This window comes from Pseudarthrobacter sp. MDT1-56, assembly GCF_059383555.1.
The window spans coordinates 48,490-65,400 of sequence record NZ_JBWZCK010000011.1; the positions used below are offsets into that span (position 1 = coordinate 48,490).

Genomic DNA, 16,911 nt, shown 5'->3' on the forward strand with positions numbered 1-16,911 from the left:
CCGCCAAGGGGAACGGACCGATGAGGAAAAGGGATGGCTATGTCTACTACACGTTGGTGCCTGACGATAGGTCTGGTACTGGGAATTGTTTTGGGCTTCGGCGGCTGGCTGGCGCTGCTGGCCGCGGTGATCCTCGGATTCATCGGTCTGCTGGTCGGTCGGGTCGCGGAAGGAAAACTCGATGTGCAGGCCCTGTTCGGTAGAGCATCGAGCCGATGAACCCGCAAGGAGCCCACGCGCTGCCCTTGCCCGGGGCCGGTGACGCCGGTGACTACTTCGGCGAGACGGGCACGCGGGGGCAGACCGTCGTGGCAGCCAGGGTGATCGAGAAAATCGTCGGCCAGGTCGCCAGCGACGAATCCTCCGCCGGCGGTTCCTCCGGCGGATTTCTGGGCATCGGAAGCCGCGCTGATCTCTCCGCCCGGCCCAAGGCGTCCGTTGAACTCACCGGGAACATCGCGACTTTGAGAGTCGAGGTCGGGATGCTTTATCCGGTGCCGTTGCGCCAGGCCACCGAGGAACTGCGGCACCGGATCGCGGCCCGGGTGACGGAGTTGACCGGAGTTGACGTCCGGCAGGTCGACATCAGGATCTCGTGGCTGACCACCGGCACCGACACCAACGGACGAAGGAAGCTGCTATGAGCAGGCACGACCAACGGTCCACGCGCCTGCGGCACCGGCCCAGCCGCGCCGTCCCGGCACTCATCGTCGGAATCATGCTCCTGGCTGCCGGCGTCGCTTTGGTCTGGCTGAGCATCACCCGGCTGGTCAACGGCGCGTGGCCCACTGTGCTGCAGGGACCACGCGACTGGCTCGCCGCGCTCGCCTGGAACGACCCCGCCGTATGGCAGATCGGGATAGCCGCCGTCGTGGCCGGGGTGATCCTGTTGTTGTGCGCGATCATTCCCGGAGCGTTCAGTGCCCTCACAATCGATGATTCCGGCACCGCCGCCGGAGCTTCGGCACCACCGGTGCAGGAGCAGGAAACAGTGATGACACGCCGCGCCGTCGCCCACCTGGCCAAAGCCCGGTGCGTACAGATCGACGGCGTCGGCTCGGCCTCAGCGACAGCCACCACCCGGCGCGTACACGTGAGCGTGACGACTTCCCTGCACGAGCCAGGGGACCTGCGCAACAGGATCACCGACGCTGTCCGGGCCCGTCTGGAAGAAACCGGGCTCTCGCCGGTTCCGCAGGTTACCGCCACGGTACGGTCCAGAGACTAAGGCCATTCGCGCACCCGCACACACCGCGACTATTTGAAGGATGGTTTCCGATGAGACAGACCGCAGGAACTCTGAACCGGATCTGGCTGACTATTCTCGGCATCCTCGTCCTGGCCGCGGGCACCGCGCTGCTCCTGCAGGCGAGCGGTACCCTGCCTACTCTCCTAAACACCGCCCCCTCAGGGACGTCCGTCGTCACCGGTGATCTGCAGGCGTTCTTCGCGCCGCAGTGGGTCGCGGCCCTCATACTGATCATCGGAGTCATCATCGGGGTGCTGGGCCTGCTGTGGATCATCGCCCAGGTCCCGCGGAGAAACACGGCCAGCGCCTACCGCCTCCATGACGACGGCAGCCAGGGCTTCACCCTCTGCGACCCGTCCGTCCTCGCCGCCGCCGTCGAAAAGCAGATCAACACCCTGCCCGGTGTCGTCACTTCCGCGGCCCTGCTGCGGGGAACAGCCAGGGCCGCCGACCTGACCCTCAAGGTGACGGTCAACGACAGGGCCGACGTCCGGGACGTCATCCACCGCATCCAAACATCCACCCTGCCGGAGCTCTCCAACGCCCTGGAGGCCCCCTTGCAGCGCAGCCGGCTGCAGATCGATATCAGCGGACGAACCCAAAGCACCGGAACCGTGGTGCATTCCACCGGTACCGTCGTCTACTAGCTGCCCGTGTCCGCAGTGCGCGCCATCTGGTAGCCGAGAGCCAGAACCCGGAGAGACAGGTCCTCCGTATTCAAGTCCGCTGCCGCGAAATGATGCAGATGCCAGGACCGCGCTCCCGGCCTGCTCGGGAGCACAGCGGACCACAGCGCCTCCACTGTCGCAACGGCTGCTGTGGCTCCGGTTGGTCCCGCAACCATCCAGCCGTCGCTGGTGGCGGCCACTTTCGGGGCCCCGGGCCAGGATTGGCACACTCTGTTGATCGTTTGGGCGACAATGAGGTGCTGCCGCATCGTTCGGATCGACCCCAGTACGGGGTCGCTCGTAACACTTCGTCCACACGCACCACACATGCGAGGTTTCCTGTCCTAAGGCATGACGTCGCCGGAATTTGGTCCCAGCGTCTGGCCGACGTACAGGTTGCCTCCCGGGTCACTGGCGAGAAGCAGGGCCGTCGGCGCGACCTCAGCCGGGATGCCGAAGCGCAGCAGCGGAAGTCCCGCACGCTTCGCCGTTTTCCAGTCCTCGGAAATTCCCTCCACCAGCGGCGTCTCAATAGGGCCCGGGGCGATGCTGTTGACCAGCACGTTGTCTGCGGCGGTTTCCAGGGCCAGCGATTTCGTCAGTCCTACGACACCGGCTTTGGCGGCGCTGTAGTGGCTGAGTCCGGTTCCGCCTTTGATGGCCAACTGGGAGGCGATGTTGATGATGCGGCCCCACTTCTGCCGCCGCATTTCCCCCACCACCTCCCGGCAGCAGAGGAAAACGCCTGTCAGGTCAACGGCAATCGTTTCGTTCCACATGGCCAGGGTCATGTCTTCCAGCCGCGATTCGGTCAGCAGGCCCGCGCTGTTCACGAGAATATCGATGCCCCCAAGCTGGGCGCGTGCGGCGGCGAAGGCTGCCCTCACACTCGCTTCGTCTGAGACGTCGACGGCGATGGTTCCCGCCCCGCCCGACCGGTCGAGGACAGCCACCCTGTCGCCGTTGGCGGTGAAGGCTTCGGCGATGGCCCTGCCGATGCCGCTGGCTCCGCCTGTGACCACTACGCCCCGGCCCTCTGTGGGACGCGCGGCTTCTGGGTTGTTCATTCTTGTCCTTCCACGGCTTTTAGGCACGCATCTTGATGGTGAGACCGCCGTCGACTATCAGGGACTGGCCGGTGACGTAGGAGGCGTCATCGGAGGTCAGGAAGCCGATCACGCTGGCGACCTCCTCGGGCCGTCCGACCCGGCCCCACGGGATTTCCCGCCCGGCGCGTTGCAGCCCCTCAGGACCGAGCGAGTTCACCGGGTCCAGGGACTGCGGCGTCTCGATGAGTCCGGGAATCACGGCGTTGGCGCGGATGCCGCGCGGTCCCAGTTCCGCGGCGACGCTGCGGATCAGCCCCAGTACCCCGGCCTTGGCGGCCGCGTAATGGGCATGCTCCTCCCACCCGTAGACTCCTCCGGCAATGGAGGACACGGCAACCATCGCTCCGCCACCGGTCATCCGCGCGGACCCGGCCCGCAGGGTCCGCAGTACGCCGGTAAGGTCGACGTCGAGCATGTCGTCCCAGCGCTCATCGGTCATCTCGCCCAGGGGCGAGTTGCGCAGAATTCCTGCGTTGGCCACCGCGTAGTCCAGCCGGCCGTACTCCGCCAGGGCGCGTTCGGCGAACGCATCAACGGACGGTGTGCTGCGGACATCGACTTCGTGGACGACTCCCTGGCCGCCTGCGTCCGTCACCAGGCGGAGGGTTTCTTCCGGGTCGTGCGGGTCACCGGGAAAGGTGCCGATCACCGAATGCACGCCCCGGTGGGCGTAATGGACGGCGACGGACCGTCCAATGCCACTGGCCGCTCCGGTGATCACGGCCACCCTGGTTTCCGGTGTCATGCTTCCACCTCGTGCGGGTGATCCTCGAGCAGGGCCTCGACCGGGGGCTTAGCGGCGATCATCAGGAGGCCGGAGAACAGCGTCCCTGCGGCGCCGACCCACAGGGCTGCAGCGCCGGTTCCTGCGCTGGCTGCGGCAGCTGTGAACAGTGCACCGCCGAGAATGATGCCGGGCTGGCTCATCGCGCCGATGAAGGCGGTGCCCGTGGCCCGGCAGCTGACGGGGTAGCACTCGGCCATGAAGTACTGGATTGCGGCGTAGGGTCCGACCAGGAAGAACAGTCCGGCTCCGTAGGTGAGGATGATCATGAAGGGGCTGGTGGCGATGGGGCTGAGCATGATGCTGAACGAAATGCCGGAGAGAATCCAGCCGCCGATGATGGTTCGTTTGCGGCCGATCTTGTCACCGAGCCATCCGTGGAAGACGTAGCCGAAGTACGCCAGCAGGTTGATGACGATCAGCATCCAGAAGGCGTCGGAGAGTTCCACGCCCTTGGCGTTCTTCAGGACGGAGCTGCCGAGGATGCTGAAGATCATGATGCCGAAGAAGTTGAAGATCCAGGCCAGCGAGAAGACGATCGTGTTCCGGCGCAGGTGCGGTTCCCAGATGCGCTTGAGCGGGGCCGCCGAAGAGTGTTCGACGCCGTAGGCGCGGGCCAGTGCGTGGGCTTCTTCGGTCTTGCCGCTCTTCTCAAGTTCGGTCAGCTTGTGGTGCAACTCGAACTGCGGCGTCTCCTTGAGCTTCTTGGCAATGGCCCACACGATGATCACGGCCGGAATAGTTGCCATGAGATAGAGGGCGCGCCATCCGAGGGACGGGAGGAAGGCGAGGGCAAGGGCACTGGCGAGCAGGAAGCCCAGCGGCCAGCCGCCCTGGATGAAGGAGTAGTGGAATCCGGGGCGCTTGCGCTTATCGGCGACTTCGGTGACCTGGTAGACCTCGTTCATGTAGGTCGCATTGACGGCCTGCTCCGAGAATCCGAGCCCGCCGAAGGAACGCACCAGCACGACCAGGCCGTTGCTGAGGAACGGGATTCCGGTCGGGATCAGGGCCGTCAGACCGGAGACAACCGCGGTGCCGCCGACGGTGACCATCATGCCTTTGCGTCGGCCGAGCCGGTCGATGACGGGGCCGACGCCGAAGCAGACGATCGCGGTGCCGACGGCGATCCAGGTGTTGATTGCGTAGGCTTCGGTTTCGGTCCAGCCAAACTCTTCCTGCATGGCCGGCAGGAGGGTTCCGAAAAGTCCGTAGTCGAACACAGCTACGGTCCAGGCCAGCAGGGCCAGCACGGTGGCGGTGGTCGTGTGGCGCTTGGAGAATACCGGGAAGCGGCGTTTCTCGTTGGTGGCGGGTTTCGTAAGGTCGATGGCGGGCTGCTGGATGGTCATTACTGGTTTTCCTTTCGGGGGCTGCGGGCGAGGAAGGAGTCCGCGATTTGGTCGAATGTGAGCCAACTGACGCCCTCGTGGGAGTTGATGTGTTCGATGAGGCGTTCGAGCATGAGCAGGACCTGGGGGCGGCCCGAGACATCCGGGTGGATCGTCATGGTGAAGACGGCCTGGTCCATTTCGCGGTATACCCAGTCGAACTGGTCACGCCACATTTGTTCGATGTCCCGGGGGCTGACGAAGCCGTGGGAGTTCGGGGCCGCCTTGATGAACATCATGGGAGGAAGGTCGTCCAGGTACCAGTTGGCGGGGATCTCGACGAGGTCGGTTTCCTTGCCGCGGACGAGCGGCTCCATCCAGGTCTCGGCGGCCTTGGTGTAGTCGATCTTCTTCCAGCTGTCACCGACGCGCACGTAGTAGGGCTCGAAATCGCGATGCATCAGGGAGTGGTCGTACTTGATCCCGCGTTCGAGGAGGATCTCGTTGGTGACCGGGGAAAATTCCCACCACGGAGCGACATAGCCGGTGGGGCGACGGCCGGAAACCTTTTCGATGAGTTCGATCGACCGGTCCAGGATGGCCGTCTCCTGCTCGCGGGTCATGGCGATGGGGTTTTCATGCGAGTATCCGTGCACTCCGATTTCGTGCCCCGCGTCCACGATCATCCGGGTCAGGTCCGGGAAAGTCTCGATCGAGTGGCCGGGCACGAACCACGTGGCGGGCAGGCCGTACTTCTCAAAGAGACGGATAAGACGGGGGCCGCCGACCTCGCCGCTGAACAGGCCACGGGAGATATCGCACGGGGAATCCTCGCCCCCGTAGGAGCCGAGCATTCCGGCCACGGCGTCCACGTCGACGCCGAATGCGACTTGGATGTCCTTAGTCATGGGATCAACCTTTCATTGCGCTTTTTCTGTTGAGGTTTTGTTGTTGCAGTTTTGGTCTCGGGGTGGAACTAGTCCGGGAGTGTTCCCCTGCGGGCGAAGGTTTCCGCAATGCGGGCCGGGGGGGTATCAAGTCTGAGAAGTAGGCTGAGCAGGACCAGCGACTGGGATGGTCTGAGCAGCCCGGAGGGTATGGCACCGGCCGCGCGGAGGTCGGCACCGCCGCCGTCGCCGTATCGGGCAACGACGGCGCCAGCTTCCACCCGAGTGCTCGTCACCACCACGACTCCGGCCTCAGTCGCGGCGGCGACGTCCCGGCACAGCGAGCGGTTGGCGTTGCCCGTTCCAGTTCCCTGGAGCACCACCCCTGCCGCCCCGGCCTGCAGGGAAGCCTGCAGGAGCTTGGAATCCGCTCCGGGATAAACAGCAATAAGGTCCACACGCGGTGAACCGGCGCCGGCGCCCGGTAACGGTAGCGGGGCAATCCCGTATGGTGCTGCATGCATGCTGACCTCGCCGGAACCGGACACTGACCCGGCCGTTCCGAAATCCGGGTTGGCGAACGCATCGGGCCGGGTCGTGTGGCTCTTCCGAACTCCAGTAGCGGGGAAAATGGTCCCGGCAAACGCCAGCAGCACGCCCTTTCCCAGGGCCTGCGGGGAACTGGCAACGGCGATCGCGCGCGACAGATTGCCGGGACCGTCCGGCGTCGGGGAGTCGGCCGCCTCCTGCGCTCCGGTGAACACCACCGGACGGGGATCATCGTGGGTGAGATCGACGAGATAGGCGGTCTCCTCCATCGTGTCCGTACCGTGGGTGACCACGACCCCCAGAACCTGCGGGTCGGCCAGGGATTGCCTGATGCTGGCGCAGATTGTGATCATGTCGTCCACCGTCAGCAGGTACGAACCTTTCCGGAAGACGTCAGCCACCCGGACCGGATACGACGTTTGCACCCCCAAGCTGGCGAACACCTGCTCTCCCGAGTCCGCCGCCACGGCGGCCCCCCCGGCCTCCGACGCACGGGAGGAAATTGTTCCTCCCGTCGCCAGGAGCACCACATGGGGGCCAGCCATTTCTGTGAAAGTCATTTCCACTCCGTTTGTCCTGAAACTGCTGCGAGATGCGTACCCAATCGATTGGGTTGAGGGATAGAAAAATCTTCTAGCGATGTTTCCTGGGTATGCCTGCTGGTGCTTCGAGGGTATTCAGACATCAACTTAATCCGGGACCACGGGTACCCAATCGATTGGGTAGGCGGTAAATTGACTATAAAATGTGAGGTGCGGCACGTCAAGGGGTTCCCCAATCAGAGACCGGCTTGATCATCGGGCAGGCTTAGTGGCGACATCTTTTTTGAGTTGAGGCAGGTAAGCGAATGGAAGGAACCATGGCCGGGAACCCGACGGTCACGTTGAAGGACCTGGCGGACGAGCTGGGCATCCACCCGTCCACCGTGTCCAGGATCCTTCACTCGGACTCCGAAGTGGCGCGAGGGGCGGCCTCCGTGGCGACGGCCGAGCGTGTCCGGGATCTGGCGCGGAAACGGGGGTACTCCCCTGACCCCCAGGCCGCCGGCCTGCGGACTCGGCGCACGCGCCTCATGGGAGTGATCGTGCCCCGGCTTTCGGACCTTGTCCTGGCAACCATGTACGAGGGCATCGACGAGGCCGCCGCGGCCCTGGGCTATTCGACCTTCGTCATGAACTCCCGCGACGACCCCCAGGAACAACGGCGGAAGACTGACACCATGCTGGCCCGGCGCGTGGACGGACTGATCATCGGTGACGCGCACCTGGACAGTGGCCTGTTGCGGGAGTTGACGGACCGGAAGGTGCCTTTCGTGCTCGTGAACCGCCGTGTCCCGGGCTACCCGTCCGCCACCTGCGACGACCTCCTTGGCGGCGAACTTGTCGCCGACCACCTATGGAGCAAGGGGCACCGGAACGTCGCTGTAATCGCCGGCGAGCCTTACGCCAGCACGGCCGTTGACCGGACGGCAGGCTTCGTGGACCGCTGGCGTTCGCTGGGCGGCAATATCCCCAGTAACTCCGTCGTCTGGTCTCGGTTCGATACCGCCGGCGGACGGGAAGCTGCCGAAAATATTCTGACTCACTGCCGCCCCGACCCGACCGCACTGTTCGCCGTCAATGACTTTGCGGCGATCGGTGCCATGGGCGCACTGCGGTCCCATGGCCTCACTGTCGGCGGCGACGTCGCGGTGGTTGGTTTCAATGACACCTCGCTGGCCGCGGAGCTTCCCATTCCCCTGTCCTCGGTCCGCTCGCCCATGCTGGACATCGGGCGGACGGCGGTGCAACTCCTGATACGGGTACTCGACGGCGAAAGTGTCGAGCCGGTCAGGCTGGAACCGACCCTCTGTGTGCGGGAAAGCAGCCTCTGAGGGAACCCCAGATGATATTTGACCGGAAGATTTCCTCAGCACGAGTTCCCGGGCAGGGATTGGGAGACAACGGCCCATGATCGAGCACGTTGATGTGTTGATTGTCGGGGCCGGCCTGAGCGGCATAGGCTTTGCCAGCCGGCTGAAACGCGAAGTACCCGGGAGGACCTTTACGATCCTTGAGTCCCGCGGTGCGGTGGGAGGCACCTGGGATCTTTTCAGATACCCGGGCATCCGCTCCGATAGCGACATGTACACGCTCGGCTACTCTTTCCGGCCGTGGGCCGGCGCCAAGGCCATCGCGGACGGCGATTCGATTCGCGAATACATCGAGGCGACGGTCGCAGACGAGGAACTCGAATCGCGGATCCGGCTGCATCACCGGGTCGTATCTGCCGAGTGGTCAAGCGAAACCGCGCTGTGGACCGTCACGGCAGTCCTCACGTCCGGCGGCGAATATCGAGGAGACGATTCGGCGCCGCCCGCCGGGCCGTCAGTCACGTTGACCTGCTCGTTCCTGTCCGTGTGTTCGGGCTATTACCGCTATGACGAGGGGTTTACCCCGGTCATCGACGGGGCCGAGACCTTTGCGGGATCCATCGTCCACCCACAGCACTGGCCCGCTGATCTCGATTACGAAGGCAAACAGGTTGTGATCATCGGCAGCGGGGCCACGGCGGTAACACTTGTGCCGTCGATGGCGAGCTCGGCCGCGAGGGTTACGATGCTGCAGCGCTCGCCCACCTACATCGCCCCCGTGCCGTCCCGGGATCACCTTGCCGACCGTCTTCGCGGCAAGGTGCCGGCGCAACTGGCCTACGACGTCGTCCGGGTGAAGAATATTCTTTTTTCGATATTGACGTACCAGCTCAGCCGACGGCGGCCGGAAATGATGAAGGCAATCCTCCGCAAGTCGGCCATCACCAAGCTGCCGGAGGACTTTGCGGTCGACACGCATTTGACCCCGACCTATGAGCCTTGGGACCAGCGGCTCTGCGCGATCCCCAATGGCGACCTCTACCGCGCCATCAGCGCAGGCACTGCCGACATCGTGACCGACAAGATCTCGCGGATCACACCGAGCGGGATTGACCTGGCCTCGGGGAGATCGATCCCTGCCGACGTGATCGTGACCGCTACAGGGCTGAACCTGCTCGTGATCGGCGGCATGACTCTCACGGTGGACGGCGAGCCGGTGGACGTAGGCAGGACCCTGACCTACAAGGGCATGATGCTCGACGGCGTTCCCAATTTTTCGCTCACGGTCGGCTACACCAACGCGTCGTGGACCCTGAAAGCGGATCTGGTCGCCGGCTACATCTGCAGGCTGCTGAAGTACCTCGACCGTCGAAACCTGCAGTGGGTCACCCCCAAAGCTCCGGCACTCGTCCAAAACACTGAGCTGACGTCCCTGATCGACCTCAAGGCCGGCTACATCCTTCGCGACGCCGGCCTCCTGCCCAGGCAGGGCACCGGCTCGCCATGGCGGCTGCACCAGAACTATGTGCGCGACTTCGCCCTGCTCAGAGCCGGCAGTCTGACGGACCACGTCCGCTTCGGTCGACGTGGGCAGCAGGTGATTGCGCCCGGGCGGGAAACACCGGAGGCCCGCCAGGATCTTCCCGACCTCCCGGGAACAGGACACCTCACCATAGCGGGCACACGCCTGCGCTACCGAAAGACCGGCACCGGGGACCCCGTGCTTCTCCTGCACGGCATCGGCCAGAGCCTTGATGACTGGAGCGAGCAACACCAGCGACTCTCAGCACGCCACACCGTCTACAGCGTTGACCTGCCCGGCTTCGCTGACTCCGAACGGCTTTCCGGACCGGCGACTTTGGCGAAGCTTGCCGGAGCCCTGCCCGCCGTCCTGGACGTCCTGGGGGTGCACGAACCGCTTCCCGTCATCGGCAATTCGCTCGGAGGTGCCGTCGCCATGAGGTTCGCTGCCGACCATCCCCACCGCGTCTCAGCCCTGGTTCTTGCCAACAGTGCTGGATTCGGCCAGGAGGTGGCACTGGTCCTGCGCCTGCTCACGGTAAGGCCGCTTGCTGCACTGCTGATGCGCCCCGACGAGGCGGCTTCGCGCCGCACTGTCCAGTCGCTCTTCTACGACAAGGACCTGGCGACCGACGCCCGCGTCGATCATGCATTCGCCCTGTCACAGCGGGCGACCCACCGCCAAACGGTCCTCGACATCGCCCGCGATCTTGGAACGATCTTCGGCATCAGGGCAGAATGGCGGACTGCCCTCGTCGAGGCCCTGGCGCAGTCGGACATTCCAGCGCTCGTGGTCTGGGGCGACCACGACCACATCCTCCCGCACAGCCATCTGGTGGCGGCGGTCGCGGCCTTGCCACGCGCCGAGTCGTACGTCTTCTCGAACACGGGACACATGCCACAGATTGAAAGACCCGACGAGTTCGCCGCAATAATTGAGGACTTCCTTTCCCGGTGCTCGGCGGTCCGCCAGACGGGGTGAGCGTACAAAGTTGTCCAGCCGGTCCCAGCTGTACCACCCGGCGCGGTCGGTCCCCATCTGCACCAGCCACGCCCGGACCCGCGGGCGGGGCGCGTCGATGGTCACCGCCATGGTTGCGCTGCGGGTGCCGTCCGGGATGAGCCCGTCCCCCGGATAGGGCCCGTTCGCTTCCTCTGCGATGGCGCCGGCGTGCAGCAGGCGCGGCCGCACAAGTGCCAGGTAAGCGGTCACAACACCGGCTGCAGCACCGGCCGGAAACGCCCAGTTCGGTGCGTTGAGTGTCATCGCGCCTCCCCCTCAGGGCTCAGGTGCTGCCGAAAAAATGCGAGGATGCGCCGGCGCGCATCCCGGGCAGAGGGCTCGTGGCCAAGCGGACGCCAGCCGCGGATCAGGGACCAGAGGCACCCTGCCCTGCTGCTCCAGTAGAACAGGTCCGGTGCCACCGCGAGGTAGCCCTCGCCGGCCAGCCAGTCCGCCTGTCCGCGGGTGTCGCGGCTCAGGCCGAGCGCGTCATGGATAACGACGACGCCGGGCCACGGACCTTCGCCGGCCGGTACTGACACGTAGGCAGGCATCTCTCCGCGTTCCGTGCCAATAGTTGCCTCTGCCATGAGGGCCTCCCGGGCCGCTCGAAGGAATTCCAAAGAGATGTCCGGTCTATCAGCACGGGACTTGAGGCGGGAAGAGTCCTTGGCCCCAACAACGTGCCGGATCGGACCTACGCTGCCTCTGCGAGCGGCACAGCCCCTGGCCGCCTGAGTACTTCCGGCACTGGCCCTTCGGCGGCGTCCCGGCGTATTCTGGGCACACATTTTGAGCGCGACAGCTGGACAGAAAATGGCGCCGAAGAAACGAATTGGATCTCGTCTGGCCGCGGCCTTTGGGAGGGTCCTCGGATTCTTTACACTGAGCGCGATCTGCGGTGTTCTGGTCGCCAGTCTGGCGATCCCCGGCGTCGCTGCTGGCGGCGTTGCCGTCAGCAGGTCAATCACCTTCTTCAACAACCTCCCGGCTGAGCTGGCGGTTGATCCGCCGGCGCAGTCAACCAAGGTGCTGAGCGCCGACGGGAAGCCGATCGCCACTTTCTTCGCGGAGAACCGCGTGAAGGTCAGGCTGGACCAGATGTCCCCCTACATCAGGGACGCGATTGTCGCCATCGAGGACAGCCGCTTCTACGAGCACGCCGGCGTCGACCCGCAGGGAATCCTCCGGGCGCTCACATCCAACCTGACCAGCGGCAGCAGACAGGGCGCGTCCACCCTGACCCAGCAGTACGTAACGAACGTGATCAATGAGTCCCTGTTGTCGGCGGACAGGAGCGATCAGGTCATCCTCAGCGGGCAGAAGAGCATCGGCGACAAGGTGCGGGAGATGAAGCTCGCCCTCGAGCTGGAAAAGAAATTCACCAAGGACCAGATCCTTGAGGGCTATCTCAATATCGTGTTCTTCAACCGGGACGCGTACGGCATCGAGGCCGCAGCCCGGCATTTCTTCAGCACCACAGCCAAGGACCTCACCCTGCCGCAGGCTGCCCTGCTCGCCGGCCTGGTCAACAGCCCCAGCTTCTACGATCCCGCCGCCCAGCCGGAAAACTCCATCAAGCGGCGCAACCAGGTCCTGGACAAAATGCTCAGCGATGGGAAAATCCTCCAGGCTGATCATGACGCCGCCGTCGCCAGCGGTGTCGAGCTGAAGATCACGCCTGCAAAGCAGGGGTGCTCGGCGGCGGACATGGCGCCGTACTTCTGCGACTACGTCTCCCACCTGATCCTCAACAACCCGGCGTACGGCGTCGATGCCACGGCCCGTGAGAAAAAGCTGTACCGCGGCGGCCTGACCATCACCACTACGCTGGACAGCAGGCTGCAGGCGGCCGCGCAGGCGCAGGTCGACGCCACCGCCGGGGCCAACCCGGACAAGTGGGGCGCGTCGCTGGTCTCGATCGGACCAGGCACCGGCAAGATCCTCGCGATGGCGCAAAACACCGTGTTTCTTCCCGCTCCCGGAAAATTTGATACCCAGCTGAACTTCAACGTCGATTCCAAGGACGCCGGCGGCAACGACCTGAACGGAGCCGGCGGGTTCCAGCCCGGGTCCACGATGAAACCGTTCACCTTCGCGGAATGGCTCAATGAAGGCAAGTCCATGGTCGCCGAGGTGGACGCCGCCCGGCGGACTTATCCGCTGGACTTCCCGTGGAAGTCCAGCTGTGGAAAGGTCCTCGGGGCCTACAACACGGCCGAAAAGGCTCTCGGCGCCGCGGATGACCTCCAGAACAACGACGAGGGCTACTACCGCAAAATGCCCGTCAATTACGGGCTCTACAACTCCATCAACACTGCTACCTTCGCCGAGGCCGCCGAGCTGGACTTCTGCGGCATCCAGCGAATGGTGGATACCGTGGGACTCCACAGTGGCGTGGATAATGCCCCGGTGAACATGCACCAGCTGGGCAACCTGCTGGGTGCCATTGGTGTGGCGCCGCTGGTGCTGGCCAACGCGTTTGCGACGTTCGCCGCTGACGGCAAGTATTGCACCCCGATCGCCATCACGGACGTGACCGATGCGGCGGGACGGGAGCTTCCGGCCCAGATCAGCGACTGTCGCAGTGCGGTAAAGCCCGAGGTAGCCCGCGGCGTGAACTCCGTGCTCCAGGATGTGATGAAACTGGGGTCCGGAATCTACATCGAACCCAAGGTCCACACCCGCTTCCCGGTCGCGGCCAAGACCGGCACATCCAACAATAACGGCGCCACCTGGGTGGTCGGCTACACCAGCGGCCTGGCCACCGCATCCTTCTTCGGCGACGCGCTGGAAGGACAAAAACGGCCCGGCCAGAACGTCACCATCAACGGCAAGTTCTATAAGAACATTGACGGATACATGCTCGCCGGACCGCAGTGGGCGAACTTCATGCTCGAGGTCGCGGGACTCTATCCCGCAGAAGTATTCCCCCCGCCGCCCGAGTCCATGACCAAGCCCCCTGAACCACCACGCCCGTGAAATGGGGCGCAGCAGGAAGGCGCCCGGCGGACTCCGCATTTGTAGAGGCCTTCGCCGGTGGAGACGCTCAGCTTGCCCTTACCGATGTGAGCGCCCCGGACTCGTCGAAGTGCCGGTACGGCTGTTACTGGGATCAGGCGCCGGAAACTTCGCCTGCCTTCGAACGGATGAACTCATGGTCCTCCTGGGATAGGACCGTCTCGCCGTGCTGCCCGCTGCTAAGATCTTCCCCCGTCTCTTTAGACACAACTGCGGTGAGGGTCCTCGGAAGGATCTGGCATCCGGGGTTGTCAATGAGCCACTTCTGCGTTGCAGGGTCCAAACGGTCCCAATGGTCCTTAATTTGCATCTGACGATGCCGCCTTCCTTCTCGATGTGCGGTTTACGGTGCACCACGGCATTCTGCAAGGGATTTAGTGTTCGCCCCAGCCCACAAGCTAGTGCCTTGCCGAGGAGTAAGGCAAGGGCCAATTTCCTGCAAAACGTGGGTGCCGGACTTCCGACAAGAGACTTCAGGGCTTCGGCGGGGATTATGCTCTCTGGCGGCAAATTCAAACTCCAATTGTGGCCAGCTTGCCCCGTGAAACATCCGGCGAGCCGTGGCGGCTGCGAAGCCTATCCAGGCCGGAGGCAACTGCCTCTTGAAATCCTGGCCATAAGCATGCTTAGTATGGTGTTGTGGCCGGATCGATCGGCTGCCCACCAGAGGAGGAACCATCATGGGACTAGGCGACAAAATTCAGAACGCTGCCGAGAAGGCTGGCGGTAAGGGCAAGGAAGCTGCCGGCAACGCCACGGGCGACGACCGCCTGAAGGCTGAGGGCCAAACTGACCAGAGCAAAGCTGATTTGAAGCAGGCCGGCGAGAAGGTCAAGGACGCCTTCAAAAAGGACTGATCCAAACGCAGGCGAAGGGCGCATCGCAATGGTGCGCCCTTCGTTATGCCCGGACGATGTCGACGGATCCGCGGCACCGTCTCTGGCCCAACCCGCACGAAATTCTCGTGGAATGACGCAACTGTGAACGTCTATCAGCCCACCCCCGGCACGGGTGCAGAGCGTCAGTCGCGCGGTCGCATAAGCGGCGGGTTCAGCACCGCCCTGGTTGGATGACCAGCGGCCGGACGGGCGGCGCCGGCCAGCCGGAACAGCGCCGCCGGGCGGCCTGTCTCCCCCGTTGTCATCCGCCCTGTGTCCTCCAGGAATCCAGGCGTCCCCGTGGCCTTGCGGTGGAAGTTCCGGGCGTCCAGGCGCGTGCCCCACACGGCCTCATACACAGCCCGGAGTTGGGCGACGGTGAACTCCTCGCCGCAAAAGGCCGCCCCCAGCGGCGAGTACTCAAGCTTTGACCTTGCCCGTTCCAAGGCGTCAGCGAGGATCTGCCCATGGTCAAAGGCCAGCTGCAATTCGCCATCCAGAACCTGGCCAACCGGATACCAGGCGGCGTGCTCGGCGTCGCTTCCGGCGGACAGGACAGGAAAGTTCGGTGCGAGCAGCAGGTGGGCCACTGTGAGCACATCCCCGCGCGGGTCCCGCCCGCGCGGGCCGTAGCTCCCCAGCTGCTCCAGATGGCCGGGGACCTGCTCGACGCCGGTTTCCTCCGCCAGTTCCCGGCTCGCCGCGGTCACCAGGTCCTCGCCGGGCAGCACGAAACCGCCCGGCAGCGCGAGCCTGCCGCGGAAGGGCTCGATGAGGCGGGTGACAAGCAGGACGTTCAGGACGTCGTCGAACACGGTCAGGGCGACGACGTCGACCGTCACGGGGAAGCGCGCAGGCGACGGGTGGGATGCAGGCATGAACCCATCGTAGGGATTTATCGTCACCTTGACAATAACTCTTAGTGGGCCTACCGTTTAGTTATCGTCAGTTTGACGACAACCAAGAACGATTGAGGAGAATCCCATGGCCAGCATCAAGCGCTACCCCTGGATCAGCCACTTCCTTGGCAGCCCCACCGGCCACGTCGTCCACCTCCAGAAAGGTCAGGTCAGGCACCAGGGTGTGGGCCAGGCCTTCTGGTTCCGGCCGGCGAAATCCGTGCTGAGCGAGGTTCCGGTGGATGACCAGGAACTGCCCACTCTGTTCCACGCCATCACCCGTGACCACCAGGACGTGAGCGTCCAGGCCAATGTCACCTACCGCTTCATCGACCCGGTGTCCGTCTCCACGCGGCTCGACTTCGGCCTCCAGCCGGCCGGCTCGGCCCAAGCGACCGGCAAGGAGCAGGTGGCCACGATCATAGGCCAGCTGTGCCAGAGCCATGCCATCGACCAGATCGCCACCACTACGCTTGCCGAGGCGCTGGAGCGCGGGGTCAGCCAGCTTCGAAGCGTTCTCACCGAAGCCCTCCGTTCGGACACCCGGCTTCAGTCCACGGGCATCGAGATCCTTGCGGTGCAGGTCCTGGCCGTCCGGCCGGAATCCGACGTCGAAAGGGCACTGCAAACGCCGGTCAGGGAACAGCTCCAGGCCGAAGCGGACCGGGCCGTGTACGAGCGCCGGGCTGTCGCCGTCGAGCGCGAACGGACCATCTCCGAGAATGAAATGGCGAGCCAGATCGAACTGGCCACCCGTCGCGAACACCTGGTCACCCAGGAAGGCGCCAACGCACGGCGCCAGGCCGAGGAAAAGGCCGCCGCCGGACTCATTGAGGCGCAGGCTTCGGCCGAACGCCAGGGCATCAACGCCTCCGCCGAAGCGAACCAGATCCGACTGGTCGGCGAGGCGGCCGCGGCACGCGAGGCAGCGACCATGGAGGTTTACCGGGACATGGAACAAGCCACCCTGCTGGCACTGGCCCTGCGCGACGCAGCCGCCTCACTGCCCAACATCGGGAACCTCACCATCACCCCGGACCTGCTCAGCGGAGCTCTCGCCGGGCTGTTCAGGGCGCCAGCGGGCAACGCGGTTCCAGCTGCTGCGGCCGCTGCGGCCGATCTGGCGGCTAGCGCCGGTGGCCGGGTCGGGAAGTAGGATC

The 16,911-nt window shown here is 64.6% G+C and carries 17 protein-coding genes; 10 read left to right on the plus strand and 7 right to left on the minus strand.

Translation table 11 applies throughout. From position 1 onward, the window contains the following. Positions 1-39: 39 nt before the first annotated feature. Genes AC50YC_RS15485 through AC50YC_RS15500 form a run of 4 tightly spaced genes read left to right on the plus strand, consistent with a single transcriptional unit; the run spans position 40 to position 1,896 of the window. Positions 40-219 (plus strand): hypothetical protein, encoded by a 180-nt coding sequence (locus AC50YC_RS15485; RefSeq protein ID WP_144670638.1) that lies wholly within the window; start codon positions 40-42, stop codon positions 217-219. Then, on the plus strand, positions 216-644 hold the full coding sequence (locus AC50YC_RS15490) for an Asp23/Gls24 family envelope stress response protein (protein ID WP_494954201.1): 429 nt from the start codon (positions 216-218) through the stop codon (positions 642-644). The genes AC50YC_RS15485 and AC50YC_RS15490 overlap by 4 nt, the downstream gene beginning before the upstream one ends. Beyond that, positions 641-1,228, plus strand: a complete 588-nt coding sequence (locus AC50YC_RS15495; protein ID WP_494954202.1) for a DUF6286 domain-containing protein — start codon at positions 641-643, stop codon at positions 1,226-1,228. Before AC50YC_RS15490 ends, AC50YC_RS15495 begins: the two co-directional genes overlap by 4 nt. Positions 1,229-1,278: 50 nt before the next feature. Then, positions 1,279-1,896, plus strand: coding sequence for an Asp23/Gls24 family envelope stress response protein (locus AC50YC_RS15500; RefSeq protein ID WP_494954203.1), 618 nt, complete (start codon positions 1,279-1,281; stop codon positions 1,894-1,896). Between the two features lie 365 nt (positions 1,897-2,261). Here the strand turns inward: AC50YC_RS15500 and AC50YC_RS15505 are convergent, their stop codons facing one another. The 5 genes from AC50YC_RS15505 to AC50YC_RS15525 form a co-directional block, all read right to left on the minus strand. Next, a complete protein-coding gene (locus AC50YC_RS15505; protein ID WP_494954204.1) occupies positions 2,262-2,984 on the minus strand; it encodes an SDR family NAD(P)-dependent oxidoreductase in 723 nt (240 codons plus the stop codon). Positions 2,985-3,003: 19 nt separating this feature from the next. After that, positions 3,004-3,771 carry an SDR family NAD(P)-dependent oxidoreductase gene (locus tag AC50YC_RS15510; RefSeq protein WP_494954205.1) on the minus strand — a complete coding sequence of 256 codons (768 nt, stop codon included), beginning with the start codon at positions 3,769-3,771 and terminating at the stop codon, positions 3,004-3,006. Continuing rightward, complete coding sequence (locus tag AC50YC_RS15515; RefSeq protein WP_494954206.1) at positions 3,768-5,162, minus strand: MFS transporter; 1,395 nt, start codon at positions 5,160-5,162, stop codon at positions 3,768-3,770. Before AC50YC_RS15515 ends, AC50YC_RS15510 begins: the two co-directional genes overlap by 4 nt. Continuing rightward, a complete protein-coding gene (locus AC50YC_RS15520) occupies positions 5,162-6,049 on the minus strand; it encodes a polysaccharide deacetylase family protein (RefSeq protein ID WP_144671353.1) in 888 nt (295 codons plus the stop codon). The genes AC50YC_RS15515 and AC50YC_RS15520 overlap by 1 nt, the downstream gene beginning before the upstream one ends. Before the next feature lie 68 nt (positions 6,050-6,117). Continuing rightward, complete coding sequence (locus tag AC50YC_RS15525; protein ID WP_494954207.1) at positions 6,118-7,137, minus strand: asparaginase; 1,020 nt, start codon at positions 7,135-7,137, stop codon at positions 6,118-6,120. Between the two features lie 287 nt (positions 7,138-7,424). On the opposite strand from AC50YC_RS15525, the gene AC50YC_RS15530 reads away from it, so the two are divergent. The 3 genes from AC50YC_RS15530 (at position 7,425) to AC50YC_RS15540 (ending at position 11,089) form a co-directional block, all read left to right on the plus strand. Then, a complete protein-coding gene (locus tag AC50YC_RS15530) occupies positions 7,425-8,450 on the plus strand; it encodes a LacI family DNA-binding transcriptional regulator (RefSeq protein WP_494954208.1) in 1,026 nt (341 codons plus the stop codon). A gap of 76 nt (positions 8,451-8,526) precedes the next feature. Beyond that, on the plus strand, positions 8,527-10,932 hold the full coding sequence (locus AC50YC_RS15535; RefSeq protein ID WP_494954209.1) for an alpha/beta fold hydrolase: 2,406 nt from the start codon (positions 8,527-8,529) through the stop codon (positions 10,930-10,932). A gap of 10 nt (positions 10,933-10,942) precedes the next feature. Continuing rightward, positions 10,943-11,089 carry a hypothetical protein gene (locus AC50YC_RS15540; protein WP_494954210.1) on the plus strand — a complete coding sequence of 49 codons (147 nt, stop codon included), beginning with the start codon at positions 10,943-10,945 and terminating at the stop codon, positions 11,087-11,089. A gap of 124 nt (positions 11,090-11,213) precedes the next feature. Here the strand turns inward: AC50YC_RS15540 and AC50YC_RS15545 are convergent, their stop codons facing one another. Beyond that, positions 11,214-11,543, minus strand: a complete 330-nt coding sequence (locus AC50YC_RS15545) for a dienelactone hydrolase family protein (RefSeq protein WP_494954211.1) — start codon at positions 11,541-11,543, stop codon at positions 11,214-11,216. Positions 11,544-11,769: 226 nt separating this feature from the next. Between AC50YC_RS15545 and AC50YC_RS15550 the strand changes: the two genes are divergently transcribed. Both AC50YC_RS15550 and AC50YC_RS15555 read left to right on the plus strand, forming a co-directional pair. Then, positions 11,770-13,935: a transglycosylase domain-containing protein gene (locus AC50YC_RS15550; RefSeq protein ID WP_494954212.1), complete on the plus strand. Its 2,166-nt coding sequence runs from the start codon at positions 11,770-11,772 to the stop codon at positions 13,933-13,935. Between the two features lie 719 nt (positions 13,936-14,654). Next, entirely contained in the window at positions 14,655-14,831 is a 177-nt protein-coding gene (locus tag AC50YC_RS15555; RefSeq protein ID WP_494954213.1) for a CsbD family protein, read from the plus strand. A gap of 164 nt (positions 14,832-14,995) precedes the next feature. Here AC50YC_RS15555 and AC50YC_RS15560 read toward each other — a convergent pair whose 3' ends face one another. Next, positions 14,996-15,730 (minus strand): NUDIX hydrolase, encoded by a 735-nt coding sequence (locus AC50YC_RS15560; RefSeq protein ID WP_494954214.1) that lies wholly within the window; start codon positions 15,728-15,730, stop codon positions 14,996-14,998. Positions 15,731-15,836: 106 nt separating this feature from the next. Between AC50YC_RS15560 and AC50YC_RS15565 the strand changes: the two genes are divergently transcribed. Beyond that, complete coding sequence (locus AC50YC_RS15565; protein ID WP_494954215.1) at positions 15,837-16,907, plus strand: SPFH domain-containing protein; 1,071 nt, start codon at positions 15,837-15,839, stop codon at positions 16,905-16,907. Positions 16,908-16,911 lie beyond the last annotated feature (4 nt).

What these genes read in the sequence shown, in the direction of transcription:
- AC50YC_RS15485 (WP_144670638.1), top strand. Translation starts at nt 40, where the DNA reads ATGTCTACTACACGTTGGTGCCTGACGATAGGTCTGGTACTGGGAATT.
- AC50YC_RS15490 (WP_494954201.1), top strand. Translation starts at nt 216, where the DNA reads ATGAACCCGCAAGGAGCCCACGCGCTGCCCTTGCCCGGGGCCGGTGAC.
- AC50YC_RS15495 (WP_494954202.1), top strand. Translation starts at nt 641, where the DNA reads ATGAGCAGGCACGACCAACGGTCCACGCGCCTGCGGCACCGGCCCAGC.
- AC50YC_RS15500 (WP_494954203.1), top strand. Translation starts at nt 1,279, where the DNA reads ATGAGACAGACCGCAGGAACTCTGAACCGGATCTGGCTGACTATTCTC.
- AC50YC_RS15505 (WP_494954204.1), bottom strand. Translation starts at nt 2,984, where the DNA reads ATGAACAACCCAGAAGCCGCGCGTCCCACAGAGGGCCGGGGCGTAGTG.
- AC50YC_RS15510 (WP_494954205.1), bottom strand. Translation starts at nt 3,771, where the DNA reads ATGACACCGGAAACCAGGGTGGCCGTGATCACCGGAGCGGCCAGTGGC.
- AC50YC_RS15515 (WP_494954206.1), bottom strand. Translation starts at nt 5,162, where the DNA reads ATGACCATCCAGCAGCCCGCCATCGACCTTACGAAACCCGCCACCAAC.
- AC50YC_RS15520 (WP_144671353.1), bottom strand. Translation starts at nt 6,049, where the DNA reads ATGACTAAGGACATCCAAGTCGCATTCGGCGTCGACGTGGACGCCGTG.
- AC50YC_RS15525 (WP_494954207.1), bottom strand. Translation starts at nt 7,137, where the DNA reads ATGACTTTCACAGAAATGGCTGGCCCCCATGTGGTGCTCCTGGCGACG.
- AC50YC_RS15530 (WP_494954208.1), top strand. Translation starts at nt 7,425, where the DNA reads ATGGAAGGAACCATGGCCGGGAACCCGACGGTCACGTTGAAGGACCTG.
- AC50YC_RS15535 (WP_494954209.1), top strand. Translation starts at nt 8,527, where the DNA reads ATGATCGAGCACGTTGATGTGTTGATTGTCGGGGCCGGCCTGAGCGGC.
- AC50YC_RS15545 (WP_494954211.1), bottom strand. Translation starts at nt 11,543, where the DNA reads ATGGCAGAGGCAACTATTGGCACGGAACGCGGAGAGATGCCTGCCTAC.
- AC50YC_RS15550 (WP_494954212.1), top strand. Translation starts at nt 11,770, where the DNA reads ATGGCGCCGAAGAAACGAATTGGATCTCGTCTGGCCGCGGCCTTTGGG.
- AC50YC_RS15555 (WP_494954213.1), top strand. Translation starts at nt 14,655, where the DNA reads ATGGGACTAGGCGACAAAATTCAGAACGCTGCCGAGAAGGCTGGCGGT.
- AC50YC_RS15560 (WP_494954214.1), bottom strand. Translation starts at nt 15,730, where the DNA reads ATGCCTGCATCCCACCCGTCGCCTGCGCGCTTCCCCGTGACGGTCGAC.
- AC50YC_RS15565 (WP_494954215.1), top strand. Translation starts at nt 15,837, where the DNA reads ATGGCCAGCATCAAGCGCTACCCCTGGATCAGCCACTTCCTTGGCAGC.